The following is a 22,042-nucleotide window of genomic DNA, read 5'->3' on the forward strand; positions in this document are numbered from 1 at the left end:
TTCAAATAAAATTTTAAAAATTAAAATATGAAAATCAACATTTTAAAATCAGAAAATAGAGGAAAAGCTGATTTAGGTTGGCTCAAAACCAGATATAGTTTTAGTTTTTCAAATTACTTTAATCCTAGTCGAATGCATTTCGGCATGCTGCGTGTGCTCAACGATGATCACATCGCCGGAGGTATGGGCTTCGGCATGCACCCACACGACAATATGGAAATCATTACCATCCCTACCGCAGGAGGATTGCGTCATCGCGACAGCATGGGCAATAGCGCCACCGTACACGCCGGTGAAGTGCAGGTGATGAGTGCTGGCAAAGGCATTTACCACAGCGAAGTAAATCCATATCATGAGCCGGTTGAGCTTTTTCAGATCTGGATTTTCCCCGACAAGGACAATGTAGAGCCGCGCTATGATCAGAAGGCTTATACAGAAATGCTACATCCAGGAGAGTGGACGCTCATTGTCGGTCCGCAAGGTGCATCAGATGAGGCCCTCTGGATTCATCAGAATGCGTACTTGTCGTTGCTAAAGGGCACAGATACAGCCCTTACAACTGAGTATCGTCCTTTTACTGAAGGACAGGGACTTTATTTGATGGTGATTGAAGGAAGCGCTACAGTAGAAGGAATGCCACTCAGCCGACGCGATAGCATAGAAGTGACAGAATTCGAAAAACTTCAGCTTGAAATAGCACCCAACACACAACTACTGGCTATCGAAGTACCGATGCGTTAATTACTCGCTTTTGATTTGCATAAAAAGAAAAAGCTGGTTAAAAGAGAAAACCCTGAAGGCTTTCTACGAGTAGACTTCAGGGTTTACAGTCTTAAACCTTTGTAAAGAAAATTATTTAAAAGCCTGGATACCGGTAATGTCAGCACCAGTAATCAGCAAGTGAATGTCGTGGGTACCTTCGTAGGTAATCACTGACTCTAGATTCATCATGTGGCGCATGATTGGATAATCGCCGGTGATGCCCATTCCGCCCAGTATCTGGCGAGCTTCACGAGCAATTTTGAGAGCCATTTCCACATTGTTGCGCTTAGCCATTGAGATTTGGGCAGAAGTGGCCCTGTCTTCATTGCGAAGTACACCCAATCGCCAGGCTAACAGCTGCGCTTTGGTAATCTCGGTGATCATTTCAGCCAGTTTTTTTTGCTGAAGCTGAAACGCTGCAATTGGTTTATCAAACTGTATGCGCTGTTTGGCATAGCGCAATGCAGTATCGTAGCAATCCATAGCAACGCCAATAGCGCCCCAGGCGATACCGTAGCGAGCACTGTCGAGACATGAAAGGGGGGCGCCTAAACCAGAACGACCTGGAAGCAGATTTTCCTTTGGCACGCGCACATTGTCGAAAACCAGCTCTCCGGTAGCACTGGCGCGCAGGCTCCACTTATTTTTTGTTTCAGGTGTAGTAAATCCTTCCATTCCGCGCTCTACGATCAGCCCGTGAATTCGGCCCTCTTCGTTTTTTGCCCATACTACGGCAATGTCGCAGATCGGAGCATTGCTGATCCACATCTTGCTGCCGTTGAGCAAGTAGTGGTCGCCCATGTCGCGGAAGTTGGTCACCATGCCGCCGGGATTAGAGCCATAATTAGGCTCAGTGAGACCGAAAGCTCCCAAATATTCCCCGGAAGCGAGTTTTGGAAGGTATTTGCGCTTTTGTTCTTCAGTGCCGTATTTGTAAATGGGAAACATCACCAGCGACGACTGTACTGAGCAGGTAGAGCGAATACCGCTGTCACCGCGCTCGATCTCCTGCATCATTAGCCCGTAAGAAATGTAGTCAAGGCCTGCTCCGCCGTATTCCTGAGGTATAAATGGCCCATAGGCACCGATCTCTGCTAAACCTTTTCTCAAATGCGCCGGAAATTCAGCACGCTGGGCGTACTCTTCGATGATGGGTGTCACTTCGCGTTTCACCCATTCACGGGTAGTATCGCGCACCAGTTTGTGCTCTTCGCTCAGCAATTCATCCACCAGATAGTAATCCGGCGCTTGAAACAAATCGTTACTCATATCACATTGCGTTAATCCTTGGCAAATGTACACGCCCTTACGCATCCTTTTTCCTAACTCTTCAGCACCTTAATAGTTTGTAATAAATTGAATTTCAGAAAACTTTTTTAAAAGGTAAACATCTAAAGAGATTGATGTTGCCTATTAATTATTCAGTTTTATTGTCTCCACAATGGTTGATAGGATGCGGAAGGCAGCTTCGCCCATGGCATTGCCCTTGTCGTCGAGCACAGGATTGATTTCGGTAAACTCGAGGCATACGACGCGGGGGTCTTCGAGCAGGCGATTAATGATGGCGGTAGCCTCTTCTTCGTAAAGTCCGCCGGGCACAGGCGTGCCTGTGCCGCGTGATACAGAGGGGTCCATACTATCTACATCAAAAGAGATGTAAAGAATGTCGCACTCCGAAAGGTATTGAAGAGCCTGTTCGGCAGCGCGTACGGGTCCCGATTCGCGTACATGCTCTACTTTGATCACACGCACCTTATTTCGAAAGATAAGATAATCTTCAGGCATCTCGGTGCTGCGCAGAGCTATGAAAACCAGGTCGCTGTACTGTATTCGGGGCGACTTGCCTTTGAGCTGATTCCAGTACTGCAGTGTACTTTCGGGCACTTTCTTGAGCTTGCAGTCCAGATTGTCTTCAGAGAGGGCGGTAGCCAGGGGCATTCCATGTACATTGCCTGAAGGAGAAGTGTAGGGCGAATGCAGATCGGCATGGGCGTCGATCCAGATTACACCCAGGCGTTTGTCAGGATAAGCACTTTTTATACCTGCGATGGTGCCTCCGGCATTGGAATGGTCGCCTGAAATGACGATGGGGAAAAAGCCGTTTTCAAGCACTTCGACGAGCTTCTCCTCGATGCGCTGGTACATGGTAACGATGCCGTCGAGCCGCTTGGCATATGGGGTGACATCTTCTTCGAAGAGCATGTTGTTGAGGTGTTTTACCTCTTCGACTTTGTATTTTTTAAAAAATTTTGGATTGAGTTTAAAAGAAGCAATGCGCATTGCGTCAAGGCCTAGGCTGGCACCGCGCGTGCCTGCCCCAAGCTCACTCATCACGCTTACAAGTCGTATTTTCCGTTTGGCCATAAAGTGCAGTTAGGTTGAAATGACGTGAATGGTATTTTTAATTTTCTGAATTTGAGAAAGTAACTCATTTATATCACTGCCTATCGCAGTGATGTGACCCATCTTGCGGTAGGGCTTGGTAGTGCTTTTGCCATAGAGGTGAAAATAGGTTTGGGGCATAGAGAGCACATGTTCAGCCCCGGCATAATGCACAGGCCCCTGATGGTCGGGATGCCCGGTAAGATTAAACATTACAGCAGGGTGAAGAAGCGATGTGTCGCCCAGCGGTAATCCGGTTATGGCACGCAGGTGCTGCTCAAATTGGGACGAAGCTGTGGCCTCAATGGTCAGATGACCTGAATTGTGCACACGGGGTGCAGCCTCGTTGATGAGTACACGCTGATCTGTTGTGACAAAAAACTCTACCGCCAAAGTACCTACGAGGTTGAGTTCTCCGGCCAGCTTCATGGCCAGTTCGAAGCATTGCCGTTCAATATCAATGCTTAGCCGGGTAGGAACGTAAACGAGCTCTACAAAGTGGGCCATGGGGTGAAATTCCATTTGCACCACAGGCTGGCAGGCGATCTGGCCTGAGGCTGATCGGTGTACAATTACCGCTGTTTCTGCCCTGATGTCAATCAACTCTTCGACGATGCAAGGAGTATCAGGCATCTGCTGTGCTTCGTCTAAGGAGTGGAGCTTACGCACACCGCGACCGTCGAATCCGCCCCGGGCTGCCTTCCATATCAGGGGGTATTGAGCATTTGACTGCTTCAAGAAGTTCAACAGCTCTTTTTTGCTTGAAAATTCCCGGTAATAAGGTGTGGGCAGCTCGTGCTTAATGTAAAACTGCTTTTGCCGCTGCTTGTCCTGAAATATTTCGATGATTCCAGGCTGTGGATAGACTTTTTTCCTGAGCTTCTCGAGTTCGTAGAGGGCTTGAGTATTGACGTCTTCGATTTCGATGGTAATGACTTCACAATCAAGGCCAAAATTGAGCACAGTCTGATAATCGCGAAAGTCGCCAAATACAAATTCCTTTACATAATGTTGACAAGGGGCATCGGGAGCGGGATCAAGCACCTTTAGATACAAATCCCAAGGAGCAGCCGCAAGGGCCAGCATTTTGCCGAGCTGTCCGCCACCGAGTATGCCGATTTTATTTTGGGTAGAAAAGTACGAATTCATAAAAACACCTGAGAATCAGTGAAAATTTTTGAGCTGCGACATCAACAAACCGCGCTCAAAGGTAAGGCAGGCAGGGGATGGGAAAACCCAGTATAAAAATGCTATGTAAGTCTTAAGAGATAATTCAAGTTTCCTTAAAGTGAGAGCTTTCATTGCATTTAAAGCGAGATAGGGCTAGTAATTGGGAATATACATTCAATTAAATGTCCAGTTTTTTATTTAATAAATTAGACAAATAAATTACCGTTGTCATACCTAAATCGCTATGAAAATTTCTGAATACATTCGTGATAAAATAGATAAGCTTTCCAAAGGCTATGTATTCACCTGTACAGACTTTACCGCCGGGGTAAATCAAAAAGAAGCAGTCATAAAATCCCTGAACAGATCGGTAAAAGCAGGTAAAATTACTAAACTATCTAAAGGATAATATTATAAGCCCGAAACCCGTTCTTTTGGCAATCTACTGCAGGAACGATAACAAGTGGTAAAAGACCTTTTGGAAGATAACGGAAAAATTACCGGCTAACTTACAGGGTACAGCGCATTAAATCAATTGGGGTTGACTACTCAAGTAAGTAATACCATACACATCGGTAAAAATGAGGTGCGTCCTGGCTTTCAAAGAAGATGTTACACGATTGCTTTTATAAACCAAATAAATACCATCATCTGAGAGAATATTTATTACAACTTTTGGACGCTATCCTATACATCAAAAAAATACCTGTTACAAAGGTAGCATCATCGTGCCAGCGCTTATTGACCATCGTAAAAGAGTTAAGTGTCAAAGAAATTAAAACAATTGTTCGCTTGGCGCTGAAATATCCCTCAGCGACAAGAGCTTTGCTGGGAGCCATGTTAGATGAATTGAAAAGAGGAACAAGAAACCGCACCCCTTTTCAAATCATTAAATCTGATTACTAAATAAAAAATTCCCGGGGCAGCAAAAGTTTTAATTTATGCAAAAAAATGGAATATTATATGAAACTGCACCAGGATACAAAACTCTATTAACAAACGCTGCGGACAGCATCACAATATCTGGACATCAAATTGGAATTCGTAGAAAAAGATTATTGAATTACTAGTGTGCTAAAACGTTTGGCAAAAAGTAACTACAGGAGCCAGGCAGTTTTTAAAGGTAGAACCTCTTTATCAAAAGCATGTAATTAATTGACCGATATTCAGAAGATGTAGATATTGCCATCATTTATAAAGAATACCAAACAGAAAATGTAATAAAAACAATCATAAGAAATATTCAAAAAGAAATAACTACAGATTTAAAGGAAAAGGAAATTCAAGGCATAACGAGTAAAGATTCAAGTTTTAGGAGATCTGTTTTTGAGTATATAGCAATAGTAAAAAACAACTCAAAAAATAAACTATTGGTTGAAATAAATTCACTTGCTAATCCTTTTCCCTTTCAAGCAAAGATAATTACGAGTATGGTCTCTGAATTTTTAATTCATAAAAAGCATGAAAAATTCATAGATGAATATGAGTTACATCCTTTTGAAATGAATGTTTTAAGCAAGGAAAAAAACTTTAATAGAAAAACTGGTGTCGCTGATTTGATTTTCATTTTTGGAAAATTCATTGGCAGCAATTTCCGGTAAGATTCGACACATTTATGATTTGCATTATTTAGTAAATGATCCAGATTGAAAGGAATTTATAGCATTTGATTCATTCAAAAAAGAATTTACAAATGTTTTACAATTTGACAAACAAACATTTGATAAACATACAGGATGGAAAACAAAGGATATTTCAGCGTCTTCAATAGTGAAAAACATTTCAGAATTTTAGAAATTATTAGGTGATAAATATAACAAATAACATTCAGCACATCATAGCTACCTATCCCCAATAAAGATGAAACAGAAAAGAGCTTTTTGAAGCTTTTAAAAAGAATTTTATGAAATTTTACTTTATCTAATAAAATTAAAATCATTGATTTAAAAAATTAATTTTTAATACTATTACTTTTTAAATGTTTTAAAAGTATTTAATTTTAAAATAAAAGGATATTTGGAAAATAATACAATATTTATTATTGAAGAAATTCATTAAATAAATTCAACTTTAAAAATTAGAAATTACAGCTTTCTTTCTTTCATTTAATCATGAATTTTTTATGAAAAAAATTTGAATAGTTTATGATTTCATCCCTTATATGGGGATTTTAAAAAATTTTTTCAAACATCTTTTAATGATTTAGAAATCAGATATACTTACTTGCTCGTGCTTTATAATACACATATTAACAACCCCATAATAGCCTTTCCAACTAATTTTGCAAACCTTTTTAATGCTATTTACAAAACTGATAGCCAGCAGCTTATGTCGGGATCAAACTTTGTGGATTACGTGAAAATATGGTTTGCCAGCGGTAAGGGTGGGGCCGGGTCGGCTCATCTGCGCCGTGCCAAGTACGTGCCCAAGGGCGGACCTGACGGCGGTGACGGCGGTCGCGGGGGGCATGTGATCCTGAAGGCCAATCCGCAATTGTGGACACTGCTGCACCTCAAATACCAAAAACACATCAAGGCCGAAGCCGGCGCAAACGGATCGTCGAACAACTGTACCGGCCGCCAGGGCAAAGACGTTGTGGTTGAAGTACCTCTCGGCACTGTGGTGAAAAATCCCGATACCGGCGAAGTGCTAGCGGAGCTCACCGAGCCCGGCCAAGAATACATCGTGATGCGCGGTGGCAAGGGCGGTCTAGGTAATACGCACTTTAAATCGCCAACCAACCAAACTCCCCGCTATGCACAACCAGGTGAACCTGGTGAAGAAGGCTGGCGCATTCTGGAATTGAAAATCCTGGCAGATGTGGGCCTGGTAGGTTTTCCGAACGCCGGAAAATCAACCCTGCTGGCCACTATCACTGCAGCTAAGCCTGAAATTGCAGATTATCCGTTCACTACGCTGGTGCCCAACCTGGGAATTGTTGCCTATCGGGATTTTAAATCGTTTGTGATGGCCGACATTCCGGGTATCATCGAAGGGGCTGCTGAAGGTCGAGGATTGGGTCATCGCTTCTTGCGCCACATCGAGCGCAACAGCGTTTTGCTCTTTATGATTCCAGCCACGAGTGTAAGCATTACGAAAGAATACAAAATCTTACTGAACGAATTAAAAAAATACAACCCCGAATTGCTCGACAAACGCCGGCTGCTTGCCATCACCAAGTGCGACCTGCTGGACGAAAAGCAACTGAAAAACCTATGGCGACGTGTACCAAAGGAAATTGACTACGTGCCTATCTCATCGGTCGCGCAAATGAATCTTGATGTACTAAAGGACAAACTCTGGAATCTGATCCATGAATGATTTTATCCAATGGTTTACCACAGGCGATGAACAGCTGCTTCTGACCATCAACGGCGGGGGCACACCGGCTATGGACGCCTTTTGGCTCTTTGTGACAGGCAAATGGAATTGGCTACCGCTGTATGCCCTGCTACTAGCATGGGTATGGAAGGTGGCCGGTAAGCAAGGTTTCATAGCCTTTGTGGTGCTGGTAGGCATAGGGCTCCTGCTCAGCGACGGAGGGTCAGTTTGGTTGTTTAAGAACACATTTAAGCGCCTTCGGCCTTGCCATGTAGAGGCTTTAGCTACTCAACTGCGGCTGCCGGGCGGTTGCGGTGGACTGTACGGGTTTGTATCTAGCCATGCGGCTAACAGCTTTATGCTGACGGGATTGATGCTGGGGTTATTTCACAAGCGTTATCGCTGGATTTGGCTAATGCTGCTGTGGGCGGCTATGGTTGGATACAGTCGGGTGTATTTGGGTGTTCACTACCCTACCGATGTACTTTTTGGGGCGGTGTACGGTGGTGCAGTTGGGGTCTTTCTCGGTTTGAGGGGACAACATCTGGTTATCGACTATGCCAATAGACCATGATGCATTATTGGCAATACATCCCAAACGAAAGGCAAATGATAGCAGGGTGTAGTTCTTTTAATCCTCTTTTCGGAAGTATATGTGCCGGAAACTCCCCCTTAGAGGAAGCTCAAATACTCCAAAATTCATTTTATTAAATTGATGGAGCGAGAGACAATGAATGTGACGCGCGACCACAAACTATTAAGTGCAACATGAGAATTGATATCATAACGGTGCATCCCGATTTACTAACAGGGCCCTTCAGTCACAGCATCCTCAAGCGGGCACAGGAGCGCAAACTGGCCGAGGTAGTAGTACACGACCTTAGGCCGTGGGGCCTAGGAAAGCATCAGCAAGTAGATGACTACCAATATGGTGGCGGTGCCGGTATGGTGATGATGATTGAGCCGATTTACAATTTGGTACAACATCTTAAGGCGCAGCGCAAATACGACGAAGTGATTTACATGACTCCTGACGGGGAGCGCTTCGACCAGCACACGGCCAACAAGCTGTCGCTCAAAGAAAACCTCATCATTCTCTGTGGCCATTACAAAGGTGTGGATCAGCGAGTACGCGATATGCTGGTGACAATGGAACTCTCCATCGGTGACTTTGTCATCTCTGGGGGTGAGCTGGCTGCCGCTGTGGTAGCTGATGCGGTGATTCGGCTGATTCCTGGGGTACTTAACGACGAGACCTCAGCACTGACCGATACCTTTCAAGACGGCTTGCTGGCTCCTCCGGTTTTTACGAGGCCACCAGAATTTATGGGACACCGTGTGCCTGAAGTACTGCTGAGTGGCCATCAGGCCAAAATAGAACAATGGCGCCTCGAACAGTCGCTGCAGCGAACACGAGAGCGTCGTCCCGACTTATATCAAAAATTCATCGAAACTGACCATGCGAACGAAAAGCATTAAAAAGAAGACAATCAACGTCATTACACTCGGCTGCTCTAAAAACCTGTATGACAGCGAAGTACTTATGGGCCAGTTGCGCGCCAATGGCAAAGAGGTAGTAGCCGAAGCGCCAAAAGGCGACATTATCGTGATCAACACGTGCGGATTTATCAATAACGCCAAACAAGAAAGTATCGACACCATTTTACACTACGTGGATCTGAAAGAGCGCGGCAAAGTAGAGAAAGTGTATGTAACAGGCTGCCTCAGCGAGCGGTATAAGCCAGAGCTCGAAAAGGAAATTCCGGAAGTGGACCAATACTTCGGCACGCGCGACCTGCCGCGGCTGCTTAAAGTGCTGGGTGCCGACTACAAACACGAGTTGGTAGGCGAACGCCTGCTCACCACACCTGCCCACTATGCCTACATGAAAATTTCTGAAGGTTGCGACCGCCCTTGCAGCTTCTGCGCCATTCCATTGATGCGCGGTGGCCATAAGAGTACGCCCATCGAAGACTTGGTAAAACAAGCTGAATCGCTGGCTGCTAAAGGGGTGAAGGAACTGATCTTGATCGCACAAGACCTGACTTACTACGGCCTCGACCTATACAAAAAGCGCGAACTCGCCCGCCTGCTCACAGAGCTTGTGAAAGTAGAAGGCATCGAGTGGATCAGGTTGCACTACTTGTATCCAGCTGGCTTTCCGGAGGATGTACTCGATGTAATGGCCCGTGAGCCGAAGATTTGCAAATATGTGGACATTCCCTTGCAGCATATCAGCGATCCTATCTTAAAGAGCATGCGCCGGGGCACTACACGTGAAAAGACCGATCGCTTACTGGCACTCATGCGCGAAAAAGTACCGGGAATTGCCATACGCACCACTCTGATTGTCGGCTATCCTGGGGAGACAGATGAGGATTTTGAAATATTGAAAGAATGGGTGCGCCAAACGCGCTTCGACCGTCTGGGGTGCTTCACTTATTCGCACGAAGAAAACACCCACGCCTATCAATTAAAAGACGATGTGCCTGAAGAGGTGAAACAAGCCCGAGCAGCCGAAATCATGGCTGTACAACAACGCATCTCTGAAGAGCTGAACCGACAAAAAGTGGGTAAAACCTTCCGCGTCCTCATCGACCGAACTGAGGCAGGTCACTACATCGGCCGAACAGAATTTGACTCGCCCGATGTAGACAACGAGGTGCTCATTCCTATAGAATCAGCAGAATACCTGCGCATTGGCGACTTTTACAACGTGCGCATCACCGACAGCACGGAGTACGATTTGATTGGAGAAGTTGTTTAAAGTATAGATTTTCTGTTATAGTTTAAATAAAAAGCCCGGCTTTGCGGAGCCGGGCTTTTTTACATGGAAACACCTCGAAACTATTAAGGTCGTTGATAAATCTTGGTAGCGTCGCGATAACCCGTCAAGTTTAAATACCAATCTGGGAATAAAACGCCGTTACTTATTGCCCATTGGCTAAATTTCAGATAAGCGCTGGTTATGGGAGTCTTTTCGATGGGATAATCAAACGTTCCTGGAATATGGATAGCCCACGGAAGGTTCTGCTTGTTCTTATAGTATCTACCTGCTCCAGGATTTGAATCATCGTCACCAGTGCCAAATAAGGTCATATTCGCAAGAGAAGTAGGAGCTTTGTCTGGTAAGTGTATTTCCCGACCCCGTGTCAGATTAGAGAAAATAAACGGATTGAAACCAGCAAGATTTAGTTGGGCCAGCGTGTATAAAGGGGTACTAAATGTGATTTCAACCGTCAGTGTTTGTGGTTCGCGATACACAGTCCCCGGAGTTGTGTTTACGCCAATTGCCCCCTGGCCTGGATGAGGCATAATGGCATAAGCATTATCAAATACAATTACAGTGGGAATGCTTTGTCCGGCTTCAAGGCCATTAGGGGTAAGATTAACAATATTTTCAGTGAGTTGATATCCCGATATAGTAATCAAACTTTGATTTATTGATGAATTGCCAAACTGAAAACCAAATCCGTTTTTGAAGCCAGCACCAAAAGCTTTAAGTTTAAAAGTAGCAATTAGATCTTTTACCTTATTCTGACTGTTTGTGATAGCGTTAAACTTATACTCAATTACCATATCATTGAAATCATAATCGCCATTAAAAGGCCAAAGATCTTCATAAGCAAGTGTACCTTGAGCGGCAACGGAAGAGAAAGCTCTATCGGGATCTGTAGGATATTCATCTTGTCCATCAGGTACGCCATCGCCATCAGTATCGGCAGGTGCCGGTGTGCATCCTGTTCCGTTACAATTCATCACATAAGTGAAATCAGCCACGGAGAAGTTAACGATTTGTCCACTACTACCTGCTTTGGCTGATACGCGTTGATTTTGTAAAGAAGTGAGCGTATAAGTAATTCGAAGTAAACCTGCTCTACCTCCACCTATTTTTTTTGTATTATCAAACTTAAAACCTTGGAAAGGATCAGAGCCGAGGTTGGGCCCCATTACCAAATTCCCTCCTGTCATACTCCCTGAAAGTACCTGCAAGCTAATGTTAGAATACGTACCCGGTGCAGCTTCGATTGACAAGTGAGAAAGTTCTTTACACTTTGGTCCGCCACAGCCATTGTGAGAAACGTGCAGAACAATAGTGTAAGTGTTGTTAGGATTACAAACGACAGAACTTATCGTGGTTGAGAATCCACCCCCGTTAATTTTTGTAATTTCACAAGCCGCAGATTGAGCATTTGAGGTTACTGCGTATGTTAAAAAAGAAAGAGCAAATGATACTTTCTTAATAAATGATTTCATGGGATGTTTAATTTAAGGTGAATTGGATATTTGTATTGTCTAGAGAGATTTCATAGCTGTTGCCTAAAAATTCAGCTTTTACCGTTTTTTGGTGAGCTGGAAGTTGGAGTATTGTTTTATATCCCACGTTTTTAGTCAGCATTGCTTGATGAAGGATGTTTCCATCCATATCTTTAATTTTCAAAACAGAATTTGCATAGCCGATGATTTCTATTTCATAAGTTTTTGCTGCATTCCAATCAAAATGGTTACCTACTTTCAATTCTTTGATATCTACAGGTTCGGTAGGTATTTGCATTTTTTCCTCCTTATTACAGCTCGATAAAATTGAGCCAGCAGCTATTAAGACTAAAACAACTTTTTTCATTACTTTACATTTTTATGAATTATAACAAAACATCAGTCCAAAATTTTAATATATTGATTATCAGATATTTTCTAAAATGAAAAAATCTTTTGTTTTCCTATAATGGGATTTTTTAAATATTTTTTCCAATTTTAAGATTTTATCTGTCTTTGATTTTTTACATATTCATCCTGTGAGTTCTGCCTGGTTAGTAATTAGCATAAAGTTCTTTTCGATTTTGAAGATCTTACAATTTATTGTTAATAAACAGGATGTATATAAAATCAAAAGTGTATAGTGTACACTTATTTTCACGACAAATCATGAGCATATTTGCACCCACATATCATAAACGATTACAATGGCAGTCTCAGAATACAGTAATTGGAAAATGCCTTATACACCAGACGAAAAGTACTCAAAGCGAGTAGCCTACTTTTCCATGGAATTTGCCATCGATCAAAGCCTTAAAATATACAGTGGCGGCCTGGGCTTTTTGTCAGGCTCACATATGCGCTCGGCATACAACCTCAAACAAAATTTAATAGGTATAGGAATCCTCTGGAAATATGGATATTACGATCAAAACAGAAATCACGACCAAACCCTAAGAGTAGATTTTATTGAAAAAAACTACACCTTTTTAGAAGATACAGGAATTGTAGTAGATGTACAAATCTTCGACAACCCCCATGTTAAGGTAAAAGCCCTTGTTTTAAGACCAGAAATTTTTAAAACCGTACCTATTTATCTGTTAACCACTGATATGGACGACAACGACCATCTCTCCCGTACCATCACCCATCGCCTGTACGACGACAATGAATTTACTCGAGTAGCACAAAGCATTGTTCTTGGGCAAGGTGGAGCGAAAGTAGTAGAAGCATTAGGCGGGGCTGACATCTATCACCTCAACGAAGGGCATGCTCTTCCGGCATTTACCTATTTGTATGGAAAAGCAAAAGACAAAGAAGCCGTAAAAAGGCAATTTGTCTTCACCACGCACACACCTGAACAGGCTGGGAATGAAGAGCGATCTTTAGAGTTACTTCAAAAAATAAACTTTTTCCCAAATTGGAACAAAGCAGAAATTGAAAAAATTACGCACCAAACACCCGGTAGGGTAAATTACACCCTTACAGCCCTGCGATTAGCCAAAAAAGCCAACGCCGTAAGCAAACTGCATGGCGAAGTTTCGCGCGAAATGTGGAAAAACTACCAAGATATTTGTGAGATCGACCACATCACCAATGCTCAGAGTCTGTCATACTGGGGCGATAAACCCATGCAAGAAGCCTTAGAAGCCGATGATTATCAAGCCATCGTAACCCGTAAAAAAGAGCTGAAGCACAATCTCTTCAAAGTCGTGGCCGACCAAACAGGCAAACTCTTCGATCCGGAAGTAGTGACCATCGTATGGGCACGCCGATTTGCAGCATACAAAAGGCCAAATCTGATCTTTAGAGAGATGGAGCCATTTATGGAACTGTTAAACAACAAAAAATATCCGGTGCAAATCATCTGGGCTGGTAAACCCTACCCTACTGATTACAATGCGATCGAGATTTTTAATCGCATTGTTCACTTGACCAAGCAACTTCCCAATGCCTGTATTCTCACAGGGTATGAACTTGCCCTATCGCGCATACTCAAAAATGGCACCGATGTATGGCTCAACACTCCTCGAAAACCGCGTGAAGCATCAGGTACCAGCGGCATGACTGCGGCTATGAACGGAGCCGTTAATTTTTCAATAAATGATGGTTGGATGGTAGAATTTGGAAAACATCGGCACAACTGTTATTTGATACCCGATACTACAGCACCGGGAATTGTTGACATTCAAGACAAAGAGGATTTTGAAAATCTTTACAAGGTTTTAAACAACGAATTACTCCCCGACTTTTACGACGGAAAAGGCATGTGGAAAAAGATTATGATGAACTCTATGAAAGAGGTTTTAACCTACTTTAGATCTATCAGAATGGCCGACGAATACTACTCAAAACTCTACTTATACGAACCTGCATCGAAAAAAAAGACTTCCAAATAGCATTAGTTCATCAACGGAAAATTTACATAAATATTTGATTTTATGATTTTTAGCTTAGCCCCATATTTCTTTATATGGCGCTGAACCTCCACGCTTGCTCTTGCTGGTAGCACCACCTTTTTAGTAAAGACAAGAGCTATTTTTTTACAGTTTATTATGCTATGAGCCTCAGGCTTATTGATGGTACTGGCACGTAGGTATTTTTTAAGATTCCAACGGCTGAAAGAAGCTGCACGATAGAATTTTACCTTAAACTTTAAAGTTTCTCTGATCCGTATAGCCAAAAAGAGACATTTCATAAGCGATTTTAAGTGGTTGACTAAAAAAAATTTGTTATTTGTGAAATTTCGCTGAAAGAAAAATTTTTTAATTCTTTTAAATTTGTCCATTGGAAAACGAACTAACCTTTTAAAAAGCAAACACCATGAAAACAATTGTAAGCCAACGTTCCGTACAATTCCTTAATAAAAGCATTGCTCATCAAGCAACTGTTACCAATTCAGCCTTAGCAATGGCTGTACAGCAACTCAGTTTGGGCAACTTCACTCCGCTTGAAAACTATTTGCGCGAAAAACTCCTTTTGATCGACGATCAAGAGATGCGTGCCGATGTGATAACAAACTTTTTTAATAAGGTAGAAAATCTCATAAACACCCTTCGCCACAAGGCGGCCATGGAGCACGACATCTTTGAGATCGAAAACATGGAAAAAGCCTCCATTTATCTGCCAATGCTGAAGAAAAAATTTATCCGATAACTCATAAGTTTTTCTCAACTATAGTCCTCCGGCGGCTGAATTTCCTTTGCGATGGAAATCAGCCGCCGGAATCATTTTTTTATCCTGTATTTCAATTCCGTTAAAAATTCCGATCTGTTCGATTTCCTGAACATTATATCCCATACGGCTCAATTTTCTCAATTTTTTTGGCGTGAGTGCACCTTTTTCGACAATCAAATCTTCGGGCAACCACTGGGCGTGTAATTTTTTCTGATCAATAGCCGACTGCAGCCCCCAGCCTCGTATCATTAACTCAATTACCTGAAAGACGTTTGTAATAATCGTACTTCCACCTGGCGTGCCAAGTGCAGCAATCGGTTTTCCATCTTTTACAACGATGGTAGGCGACATACTACTCAGCATTCGATGGCCAGGGCGTACTTTATTGACTTCGGAATACGGAAGTCCAAATTGATTGCTGTGTCCTGGGGCAGTCGAAAAGTCATCCATTTCGTTGTTAAAAAACATGCCTTTGTAATACAGCTTGGAGCCAAAGTAGCCATTCAGGGTGGTGGTAATGCTGACAATCAACCCTGAAGAATCAGCTGTACAGTAATGCGTGGTTTGAAAACTTTCGATCTTGCCCGACTGAGAAGCGCCGAGCTCATCAGATGGAGTTATTCGCCGTTTAGAAATAGAAGCTGCTCTCGATTTTAAGTACTTTTCTGATTGAATTTTTTGAATTTCAATTTGATCGACAGCCATGGGATCGCCGAGGTAGCGTTGGCGGTCAGCATATACGCGTTTGGCCATTTCAGCAAAAAAATGTGCATATTTAACTGTGTAAGGCTTCACGCGATTAAAACAAAGTAACTCAGCCATTTTCAGGAATTGATGCAATCCAATGCCACCCGCCGAAGGCAAGGGCATGGTGTAAATGGAATAGCCGCGATAGCTGATCAATTGCGGTTTGCGCCATAATGCTCTGTATAGGGCAAAATCTTCATGAGTATGACGCCCACCTTTTGATTTAAGAAATTCAGCCATCTGCTGAGCGAATGTACCTAGGTAAAAAGAATCGGATCCAAAAACTGCGATGCTCTCAAGCGTTTCAGCAAGCTCAGTTTGAACAAGCCAATCTCCCTCTTTGAATGGCACATATAAGTTGAGAAACGAAGGCAGCTGACCATTGATGCGCAGCATTTCCTTCGCGTTATTGTTCCAGTGGTCAGCCATGTATTTTGTGAGTTTATGCCCTTTAGCCAACTCGATGGCAGGTTGTAAACATTCTTGCCAACTCACACATCCGAGTGAATCGTGAAGCATCTTCATACCGGCCACCGTGCCGGGTATGCCTACGGAAGGGGCACCGTCTAGGCTCGCCCGTTTAATGGGCTTTCCGTTGGAATCAAGATACATATCGGCTGTAGCGGCCATTGGCGCTGTCTCGCGAAAGTCGAGAGCCAATACCTGCCCCTCAGGTATGTGTACCACGGCAAATCCACCACCCGCAATATTGCCTGCTACCTGATATACCGCGGCTAAAGCAAAGTGAACCGCCACTGCAGCATCTATGGCGTTCCCTCCTCGTCTCAACATCTCCACACCAGCCTCTACCGCCAGCGGATGTGCAGCTGAGATTGCTCCGACACTGTAGGTTTTATGTTGAGCTTTTAAAGTGATTACTAATACCTCCAAAAGGCCTAGTAGAAAAAACCTCATAAGCTGCGTTTTGTCATAGCATAGATACTTCATGATTGCAAACCTTCGTTACTAACTTAATCTGTTTTATTCCAGTAATTTTATTCTGAATGAATTTTAAGAATGCTCTATCAATCTTTGGTCTTTTTGTCGCAATGAGCTTTTATCTCAATGGACAAAATGCCCTGAATGTAGCAGTTACAGAAGCCGAAGTTTATTCAAACGGCTATGCCCAACTTTACCTACAGCACGAAACTACTTTGAAAAAAGGCGTAAATGCCGTAACAATTCTTTTACCCGGTCGAGAAATACAGCAGCAAACCCTTGCAGTCGAAATAATGCCTTTTGGAAAAATTGCACGCATAAGTGAACCGATGGAGCTGACTTGTAACGAAGACGACAGTTGTCGATACTACACAGAACAAGTAAAACTCTTTCGCGAAAAAATTTTAGCAAAATCTCTCGAACTAGAAAAACTCGATGCCCAGGAGAAACTGCTCATGGAAAATTCGCGCATTACAAACAGTAATAATTTGAATATGCAACTGCTGCGCGATGCTCTTTCATTTTTGCAAAAGCAGCTCGTAGAGATTAAAGAAGCTCGTTTAAAGACAAAACATCAACTCGATGAGTTTCAGAAAGAATATCAAACACTTCAAAATCAACTGAATCAACGTACAAACTACATAAAACAATCTTTCAGAAAAGTATCAGTATTGGTGGATGTAAAAACCGATGGTTTGTATAAGCTCAATTTCAGTTATGTATCTTCAGGCGTGAGATGGAACCGACAACAAGAGATAGATATCGCAGAAGCTGAAGAAAAGGCGTATTTGAAAAATCTAGCCCAGGTGCATTCGGATTTTCAAGAGACTTGGCGAAATATAAAACTTACATTGATCGACAAGGCATTTGAATTTTCAGAAAAGCCACTTCAAATACGTCCATTAAGAGTAGTATTTCACCATCGAATTATCACTTCAAGTGACCGGAGTGAAAGCTCCAGTCGCTATATGGCTAAGGTTTTAACACCTACTGCTGTGCAAGGAGCTTTTTCGCCCGAAGATGTAGTAGACGTTCAAACAAATAAGCAACAAAGAATGGACGGAGAAATATTCATTTTAACAGGTGCATACACGCTATCTTCTACCAAACCTTTGCAAGCTGAATTGTCAACGGATACACTTTCCATCAAATTGCACTTTTTGGTAGCTCCCTACATAGTCAATAAAGTGCAAGTGCTCGGCATCGTACGCGAGCGCACTGAAGACATCAGTGAAACTCCATCAGTCGTAAGATTAAACGGCAGACCTGTAGGCATTAACACTGCTCCTGTACTATATAGCAGTGATAGTGCCGCTTTTCAATTAGGCTACCTTAAAGATGTAACCATACAGCGTAAGCGCGAGAACCCTTACTCTTCCCGATCCTTTTTTGGCAACACACAGCGCGATTCCTTCGAATACACCATAAGCATTGCGAATCGACGATCTACTCCCATTTCACTTACCATCATCGATCGAGTACCGGTAAGCACCGATAGCCAAATCGATGTGAAATTTAAGAAGGCAGATGGTGTTCAACCCGATCGCAACGGAATACTGCGCTGGAGCATATCTGTACCTCCCGGAAGACAGAATTCTGTATCTTTCGCCTTCGAAATATCATATCCTAAAGGCCGCACTGTCACCTTTATAGAAGGCAACGAGGATTAATATGTGAATAGCTTTAGGTTTTATAAAGCTTTTAATGAAAAATGTTTTGAAAAACAGATGTTTCCCCTATTTTTGCAGCCCTTAATTGAAAAATAGTATCAATCAACTAAAGTAAATTAAATCAACAGGTTATGGTTCAACAGTACGAGACTGTTTTCATTTTAAATCCCGTCTTGTCAGAAGAGCAGACAAGGGAAACAGTCGAAAAATTCAAGGGCATCATCGAAGCCAAAGGCGGAGAGGTGACCCACGTAGAACACTGGGGATTAAGAAAGCTCGCTTACCCCATTCAGAAAAAACGCAGTGGCTTCTACCACCTGCTGGAGTTTAAAGCTCCCGGTGAACTGATCGACACCCTCGAAACCGAACTCAAGCGCGATGAACGCGTGATGCGCTACCTCACTGTTCGCATGGATAAAGATCACATCGAGTACGCTAAGAAAAGAAGACAAAAACTTCAAAACGCTTAAAAAATGGACATCACTAACGAACTAGAAGCATCAGTAACCGGGGGAGGTAAAGGTGAAATCCGCTACCTACAGCCCATTGCAATAGACACTACCAAGAAGAAGAAGTATTGCCGCTTTAAAAAGTATGGCATCAAGTTTATAGACTACAAAGACCCTGATTTTCTGCTTCGCTTCGTAAACGAACAGGGAAAAATACTACCCCGTCGTATCACTGGTAACTCACTGAAGTACCAGCGCAAGCTGGCTCAGGCAGTAAAGAGAGCTCGTCATTTAGCCTTGTTGCCCTTTGTAGCTGATAACCTTAAATAAGATAGGCCATGGAAGTAATACTGAAGACAGACGTTGAAAACCTGGGTTTCAAAGATGATATTGTAGATGTAAAACCAGGATACGCTCGCAATTACCTCATTCCACAGGGCATGGCCATCTTAGCTACGGAATCAGCTAAAAAAGTCTTGGCCGAAACCCTCCGCCAAAGAGCGCACAAAGAGGCTAAAATCGTTGAAGATGCTCGCAAACTGGCGGAAAGTATGCAGGCTGTTGAAATTAAGCTGCCAGTAAAAGTCGGAAAAGGAAACAAACTCTTTGGCTCCGTATCAAATGCCGATTTGGCTGCTCATCTTGCTGGTATGGGCTTTCATGTAGATAAAAAGTACATCTACATTCCCGGTTCAGTTATTAAAAATACTGGAAAATACACAGCAAAAATTCGCCTGCACCGCAATGTGCAGTTTGATCTGGAGTTTGAAGTTGTAGCTCAGCAATAAAAGTTTTTTATAATCGCAAAAAGTCGCGGCTCATTGGTCGCGACTTTTTTATTTACACTCCTGCGATTGATACCTTTGCATCATCTTTTGAATGAAAAATGAAAATTAGTAAAGAAGAAATTTTAAAAATTGCCGCTCTGGCCAAATTATCGCTCGACGAAGAGCAACTCACCTCGATGGAGGCAGATATGAATAAAATCCTCGCTTTTGTAGAAAAAATAAACGAACTCCCGTTGGAAGGCATTGAACCCTTAGAATATGTAAACGAAGACACGAATGTTTTGAGAGACGACCAAGTTGTTTATACCGTAAGTCAATACGATGCTCTTAAAAATGCCGCTTTAAAAGACACCGACTACATTAAGGTTCCTAAAGTTTTAGGGTAAACAAATTTTTTACACAGAGCATAAAAGTCACCATTTTTTATTCGCTCTACTTTTACTGATTGCTTAAAAATTCGGATCAGCATATTTCTCCTACCCTTTTTTTATTGGATTAAGAAACAGGGTTTCAAATAAAAAACCCGAAATCCGAGCTTTGCTCCGAAATTTGCCGACCAATTAAAGACGTACTAATGAACGAACTCAAACAAACGCTTTCTTCCATACTTCTTCAGATTTTACAAAAGGATTACTCAAACGAAATTCAACATGTTGACCTTCAGCCCACGCGTAAAGACTTTGAAGGCGATTTAACCTACACCGTTTTTCCACTTGTAAAAATTACTCGCAAAGCTCCCGAACTACTAGGCCAAGAAATTGGCGAAAAACTGCTTGTCAGCACACCTGATTTGGTCGAAAAATTCAACGTCATAAAAGGATTTTTAAACATATCTATTCGAAAGAGCTATTTTCTTACAAAACTTGTAGAACGCTACCAGTCAGGCCACTTTATAAGCGCGACGGCTGAGCCACAACACATCATGGTGGAATATTCATCGCCAAATACCAATAAACCTTTGCACCTGGGGCACATTCGCAACTGCTTGCTTGGCTGGTCGGTATCACGGCTTTATGAAGCAATTGGTCATACGGTTTACAGAGTTCAGATCATCAACGACCGGGGCATTCATATTTGTAAGTCAATGGTAGCCTGGCAAAAATTTGCCAACGGTGCTACTCCGGCATCTACAGGTATTAAGGGCGATCACTTTGTTGGGGATTACTACGTTCTATTCGAAAAAGAGTACAAGCAACAGGTCAGTGAACTCATTCAGCAAGGTGTGCCAGAAGAAGAAGCCAAAGAACAAGCGCCCATCATGCGAGAGGCTCGCGAAATGCTGGTGCGCTGGGAACAAAACGACCCAGCGACCCTTGAGCTTTGGAACAAAATGAACTCCTGGGTGTACGAGGGTTTTGATCGCACGTATGCCCGCCTCGGAGTGAGCTTTCACAAAAACTATTACGAAAGCCAAACCTTCCTGCTCGGTCGCGACATAGTACAACATGGATTGGAAAAAGGTATTTTTTACAAAAAAGAAGATGGCTCTGTTTGGATCGATCTAACGGCCGATGGCCTCGACCACAAGCTTCTGTTGCGTAGAGATGGTACATCGGTGTACATCACGCAAGACATTGGTACCGCTATAGCTCGTTTTGAGGAATTTCCCATTCAAAAACTGATTTACACTGTTGCCAACGAGCAAGACTATCACTTTAAAGTACTTTTTCTCATCTTAAAAAAACTTGGCTACAGCTGGGCTGATCACCTCTACCACTTGAGCTACGGGATGGTAGAATTGCCACACGGCCGAATGAAGAGCCGCGAAGGCACCGTGGTAGATGCCGACGACCTTCTCGACGAGATGGAAAAAACCAGTGCTGAACTCACAGCGCAGTTTGGAAAAGCTGAAGGCCTACCCGAGGACGAAAAACGCCAACTTTACACCACCATTGGCCATGGTGCCCTTAAGTATTTTATCTTAAAGGTCGATCCGCGCAAGAAGATGATCTTCAATCCCGAAGAATCGATTGACTTCAACGGACATACAGGGCCCTTCATTCAATACACTCATGCGCGCATCAGCTCATTGCTTCACAGAGCTGAAAGCGTTTCCATTCCGACTGAATCAACTGAATTAAACGAAGAAGAATATCACTTACTTAAATCGCTCTTGCTCTACAGCGATACCGTACACAAAGCTGCGGCTGAGTACAACCCTTCTGAATTGGCCAATTATCTGTATGAGGTGGCAAGGCTCTATAATTCTATGTATCAAAAGCACAGCATACTTACAGCTGAATCAATTGAGAAGAAACAACTCAGAATTTTTTTAAGCGACTGCACCCGCATTGTGCTAAATCAAGGTCTTGATCTATTGGGCATCAAAACGCCGGAGAGAATGTAATTTTTTCTTATTAGATGCAGATTTACCAAAAGT

Annotated in this window: 23 protein-coding genes; 16 read left to right on the forward strand and 7 right to left on the reverse strand. The window is 42.9% G+C overall.

Annotation, left to right across the window (positions count from 1 at the left end; all coding sequences use genetic code 11):
* Positions 1 to 27: 27 nt before the first annotated feature.
* On the forward strand, positions 28 to 741 hold the full coding sequence (locus EIP89_RS08045; protein WP_124398162.1) for a pirin family protein: 714 nt from the start codon (positions 28 to 30) through the stop codon (positions 739 to 741).
* Positions 742 to 852: 111 nt separating this feature from the next.
* On the opposite strand, the gene EIP89_RS08050 is transcribed toward EIP89_RS08045, so the two are convergent.
* The 3 genes from EIP89_RS08050 to EIP89_RS08060 form a co-directional block, all read right to left on the reverse strand.
* Complete coding sequence (locus EIP89_RS08050) at positions 853 to 2,031, reverse strand: acyl-CoA dehydrogenase family protein (RefSeq protein ID WP_124398163.1); 1,179 nt, start codon at positions 2,029 to 2,031, stop codon at positions 853 to 855.
* A gap of 144 nt (positions 2,032 to 2,175) precedes the next feature.
* Positions 2,176 to 3,126: an arginase gene (locus EIP89_RS08055; protein WP_124398164.1), complete on the reverse strand. Its 951-nt coding sequence runs from the start codon at positions 3,124 to 3,126 to the stop codon at positions 2,176 to 2,178.
* 9 nt (positions 3,127 to 3,135) lie between these two features.
* Positions 3,136 to 4,293 (reverse strand): 5-(carboxyamino)imidazole ribonucleotide synthase, encoded by a 1,158-nt coding sequence (locus EIP89_RS08060; RefSeq protein WP_124398165.1) that lies wholly within the window; start codon positions 4,291 to 4,293, stop codon positions 3,136 to 3,138.
* 265 nt (positions 4,294 to 4,558) lie between these two features.
* Between EIP89_RS08060 and EIP89_RS11590 the strand changes: the two genes are divergently transcribed.
* The 7 genes from EIP89_RS11590 (at position 4,559) to rimO (ending at position 10,402) form a co-directional block, all read left to right on the forward strand.
* Positions 4,559 to 4,723 carry a hypothetical protein gene (locus tag EIP89_RS11590; protein WP_218019353.1) on the forward strand — a complete coding sequence of 55 codons (165 nt, stop codon included), beginning with the start codon at positions 4,559 to 4,561 and terminating at the stop codon, positions 4,721 to 4,723.
* Between the two features lie 266 nt (positions 4,724 to 4,989).
* Entirely contained in the window at positions 4,990 to 5,220 is a 231-nt protein-coding gene (locus tag EIP89_RS11595; protein ID WP_218019354.1) for a hypothetical protein, read from the forward strand.
* 248 nt (positions 5,221 to 5,468) lie between these two features.
* Positions 5,469 to 5,915: a nucleotidyl transferase AbiEii/AbiGii toxin family protein gene (locus tag EIP89_RS08070; protein ID WP_124398166.1), complete on the forward strand. Its 447-nt coding sequence runs from the start codon at positions 5,469 to 5,471 to the stop codon at positions 5,913 to 5,915.
* A gap of 727 nt (positions 5,916 to 6,642) precedes the next feature.
* On the forward strand, positions 6,643 to 7,635 hold the full coding sequence (gene obgE, locus EIP89_RS08075; protein ID WP_124398204.1) for a GTPase ObgE: 993 nt from the start codon (positions 6,643 to 6,645) through the stop codon (positions 7,633 to 7,635).
* Complete coding sequence (locus EIP89_RS08080; RefSeq protein WP_124398167.1) at positions 7,628 to 8,209, forward strand: phosphatase PAP2 family protein; 582 nt, start codon at positions 7,628 to 7,630, stop codon at positions 8,207 to 8,209. Before obgE ends, EIP89_RS08080 begins: the two co-directional genes overlap by 8 nt.
* Positions 8,210 to 8,403: 194 nt before the next feature.
* Positions 8,404 to 9,114 carry a tRNA (guanosine(37)-N1)-methyltransferase TrmD gene (trmD, locus tag EIP89_RS08085; protein WP_124398168.1) on the forward strand — a complete coding sequence of 237 codons (711 nt, stop codon included), beginning with the start codon at positions 8,404 to 8,406 and terminating at the stop codon, positions 9,112 to 9,114.
* Positions 9,095 to 10,402 (forward strand): 30S ribosomal protein S12 methylthiotransferase RimO, encoded by a 1,308-nt coding sequence (rimO, locus tag EIP89_RS08090; RefSeq protein ID WP_124398169.1) that lies wholly within the window; start codon positions 9,095 to 9,097, stop codon positions 10,400 to 10,402. The genes trmD and rimO overlap by 20 nt, the downstream gene beginning before the upstream one ends.
* Positions 10,403 to 10,485: 83 nt before the next feature.
* Here the strand turns inward: rimO and EIP89_RS08095 are convergent, their stop codons facing one another.
* Together EIP89_RS08095 and EIP89_RS08100 are read right to left on the reverse strand one after the other, a co-directional pair.
* On the reverse strand, positions 10,486 to 11,892 hold the full coding sequence (locus EIP89_RS08095; protein ID WP_124398170.1) for an LruC domain-containing protein: 1,407 nt from the start codon (positions 11,890 to 11,892) through the stop codon (positions 10,486 to 10,488).
* Positions 11,893 to 11,899: 7 nt separating this feature from the next.
* A complete protein-coding gene (locus EIP89_RS08100; RefSeq protein ID WP_124398171.1) occupies positions 11,900 to 12,259 on the reverse strand; it encodes a hypothetical protein in 360 nt (119 codons plus the stop codon).
* A 340-nt stretch (positions 12,260 to 12,599) separates the two neighbouring features.
* Here EIP89_RS08100 and glgP point away from each other — a divergent pair, with 340 nt between their 5' ends.
* On the forward strand, positions 12,600 to 14,291 hold the full coding sequence (gene glgP / locus EIP89_RS08105) for an alpha-glucan family phosphorylase (protein WP_124398172.1): 1,692 nt from the start codon (positions 12,600 to 12,602) through the stop codon (positions 14,289 to 14,291).
* Positions 14,292 to 14,293: 2 nt separating this feature from the next.
* On the opposite strand, the gene EIP89_RS08110 is transcribed toward glgP, so the two are convergent.
* On the reverse strand, positions 14,294 to 14,590 hold the full coding sequence (locus tag EIP89_RS08110) for a hypothetical protein (RefSeq protein ID WP_124398173.1): 297 nt from the start codon (positions 14,588 to 14,590) through the stop codon (positions 14,294 to 14,296).
* A 125-nt stretch (positions 14,591 to 14,715) separates the two neighbouring features.
* Between EIP89_RS08110 and EIP89_RS08115 the strand changes: the two genes are divergently transcribed.
* A complete protein-coding gene (locus EIP89_RS08115; protein ID WP_124398174.1) occupies positions 14,716 to 15,048 on the forward strand; it encodes a hypothetical protein in 333 nt (110 codons plus the stop codon).
* 18 nt (positions 15,049 to 15,066) lie between these two features.
* On the opposite strand, the gene ggt is transcribed toward EIP89_RS08115, so the two are convergent.
* Positions 15,067 to 16,731 (reverse strand): gamma-glutamyltransferase, encoded by a 1,665-nt coding sequence (gene ggt, locus EIP89_RS08120; protein WP_160160565.1) that lies wholly within the window; start codon positions 16,729 to 16,731, stop codon positions 15,067 to 15,069.
* Between the two features lie 89 nt (positions 16,732 to 16,820).
* Here ggt and EIP89_RS08125 point away from each other — a divergent pair, with 89 nt between their 5' ends.
* The 6 genes from EIP89_RS08125 to argS all read left to right on the forward strand — a co-directional run bounded on the left by EIP89_RS08125 (position 16,821) and on the right by argS (position 22,009).
* A complete protein-coding gene (locus EIP89_RS08125; protein ID WP_124398176.1) occupies positions 16,821 to 18,425 on the forward strand; it encodes a DUF4139 domain-containing protein in 1,605 nt (534 codons plus the stop codon).
* A gap of 131 nt (positions 18,426 to 18,556) precedes the next feature.
* Entirely contained in the window at positions 18,557 to 18,895 is a 339-nt protein-coding gene (gene rpsF / locus EIP89_RS08130; protein ID WP_124398177.1) for a 30S ribosomal protein S6, read from the forward strand.
* A 3-nt stretch (positions 18,896 to 18,898) separates the two neighbouring features.
* Positions 18,899 to 19,204: a 30S ribosomal protein S18 gene (gene rpsR / locus EIP89_RS08135; protein WP_124398178.1), complete on the forward strand. Its 306-nt coding sequence runs from the start codon at positions 18,899 to 18,901 to the stop codon at positions 19,202 to 19,204.
* Between the two features lie 8 nt (positions 19,205 to 19,212).
* Positions 19,213 to 19,662 carry a 50S ribosomal protein L9 gene (gene rplI, locus EIP89_RS08140; RefSeq protein WP_124398179.1) on the forward strand — a complete coding sequence of 150 codons (450 nt, stop codon included), beginning with the start codon at positions 19,213 to 19,215 and terminating at the stop codon, positions 19,660 to 19,662.
* Between the two features lie 98 nt (positions 19,663 to 19,760).
* A complete protein-coding gene (gene gatC / locus EIP89_RS08145; RefSeq protein ID WP_124398180.1) occupies positions 19,761 to 20,048 on the forward strand; it encodes an Asp-tRNA(Asn)/Glu-tRNA(Gln) amidotransferase subunit GatC in 288 nt (95 codons plus the stop codon).
* Between the two features lie 188 nt (positions 20,049 to 20,236).
* Entirely contained in the window at positions 20,237 to 22,009 is a 1,773-nt protein-coding gene (gene argS, locus EIP89_RS08150) for an arginine--tRNA ligase (protein ID WP_124398181.1), read from the forward strand.
* Positions 22,010 to 22,042 lie beyond the last annotated feature (33 nt).

The sequence above is a fragment of the Thermaurantimonas aggregans genome (assembly GCF_003851885.1).
GTDB lineage: Bacteria > Bacteroidota > Bacteroidia > Flavobacteriales > Schleiferiaceae > Thermaurantimonas > Thermaurantimonas aggregans.

Excerpts from the sequence above, each read along its gene's own strand:
- rplI (WP_124398179.1), top strand. The coding sequence starts at position 19,213 with ATGGAAGTAATACTGAAGACAGACGTTGAAAACCTGGGTTTCAAAGAT.
- argS (WP_124398181.1), top strand. The coding sequence starts at position 20,237 with ATGAACGAACTCAAACAAACGCTTTCTTCCATACTTCTTCAGATTTTA.
- EIP89_RS11590 (WP_218019353.1), top strand. The coding sequence starts at position 4,559 with ATGAAAATTTCTGAATACATTCGTGATAAAATAGATAAGCTTTCCAAA.
- gatC (WP_124398180.1), top strand. The coding sequence starts at position 19,761 with ATGAAAATTAGTAAAGAAGAAATTTTAAAAATTGCCGCTCTGGCCAAA.
- EIP89_RS08125 (WP_124398176.1), top strand. The coding sequence starts at position 16,821 with ATGAATTTTAAGAATGCTCTATCAATCTTTGGTCTTTTTGTCGCAATG.
- rpsF (WP_124398177.1), top strand. The coding sequence starts at position 18,557 with ATGGTTCAACAGTACGAGACTGTTTTCATTTTAAATCCCGTCTTGTCA.
- EIP89_RS08080 (WP_124398167.1), top strand. The coding sequence starts at position 7,628 with ATGAATGATTTTATCCAATGGTTTACCACAGGCGATGAACAGCTGCTT.
- EIP89_RS08095 (WP_124398170.1), bottom strand. The coding sequence starts at position 11,892 with ATGAAATCATTTATTAAGAAAGTATCATTTGCTCTTTCTTTTTTAACA.
- EIP89_RS08045 (WP_124398162.1), top strand. The coding sequence starts at position 28 with ATGAAAATCAACATTTTAAAATCAGAAAATAGAGGAAAAGCTGATTTA.
- EIP89_RS08115 (WP_124398174.1), top strand. The coding sequence starts at position 14,716 with ATGAAAACAATTGTAAGCCAACGTTCCGTACAATTCCTTAATAAAAGC.
- obgE (WP_124398204.1), top strand. The coding sequence starts at position 6,643 with ATGTCGGGATCAAACTTTGTGGATTACGTGAAAATATGGTTTGCCAGC.
- glgP (WP_124398172.1), top strand. The coding sequence starts at position 12,600 with ATGGCAGTCTCAGAATACAGTAATTGGAAAATGCCTTATACACCAGAC.
- EIP89_RS08100 (WP_124398171.1), bottom strand. The coding sequence starts at position 12,259 with ATGAAAAAAGTTGTTTTAGTCTTAATAGCTGCTGGCTCAATTTTATCG.
- trmD (WP_124398168.1), top strand. The coding sequence starts at position 8,404 with ATGAGAATTGATATCATAACGGTGCATCCCGATTTACTAACAGGGCCC.
- rimO (WP_124398169.1), top strand. The coding sequence starts at position 9,095 with ATGCGAACGAAAAGCATTAAAAAGAAGACAATCAACGTCATTACACTC.
- EIP89_RS08055 (WP_124398164.1), bottom strand. The coding sequence starts at position 3,126 with ATGGCCAAACGGAAAATACGACTTGTAAGCGTGATGAGTGAGCTTGGG.
- ggt (WP_160160565.1), bottom strand. The coding sequence starts at position 16,731 with ATGAGGTTTTTTCTACTAGGCCTTTTGGAGGTATTAGTAATCACTTTA.
- EIP89_RS08050 (WP_124398163.1), bottom strand. The coding sequence starts at position 2,031 with ATGAGTAACGATTTGTTTCAAGCGCCGGATTACTATCTGGTGGATGAA.
- EIP89_RS08110 (WP_124398173.1), bottom strand. The coding sequence starts at position 14,590 with ATGAAATGTCTCTTTTTGGCTATACGGATCAGAGAAACTTTAAAGTTT.
- EIP89_RS08060 (WP_124398165.1), bottom strand. The coding sequence starts at position 4,293 with ATGAATTCGTACTTTTCTACCCAAAATAAAATCGGCATACTCGGTGGC.
- rpsR (WP_124398178.1), top strand. The coding sequence starts at position 18,899 with ATGGACATCACTAACGAACTAGAAGCATCAGTAACCGGGGGAGGTAAA.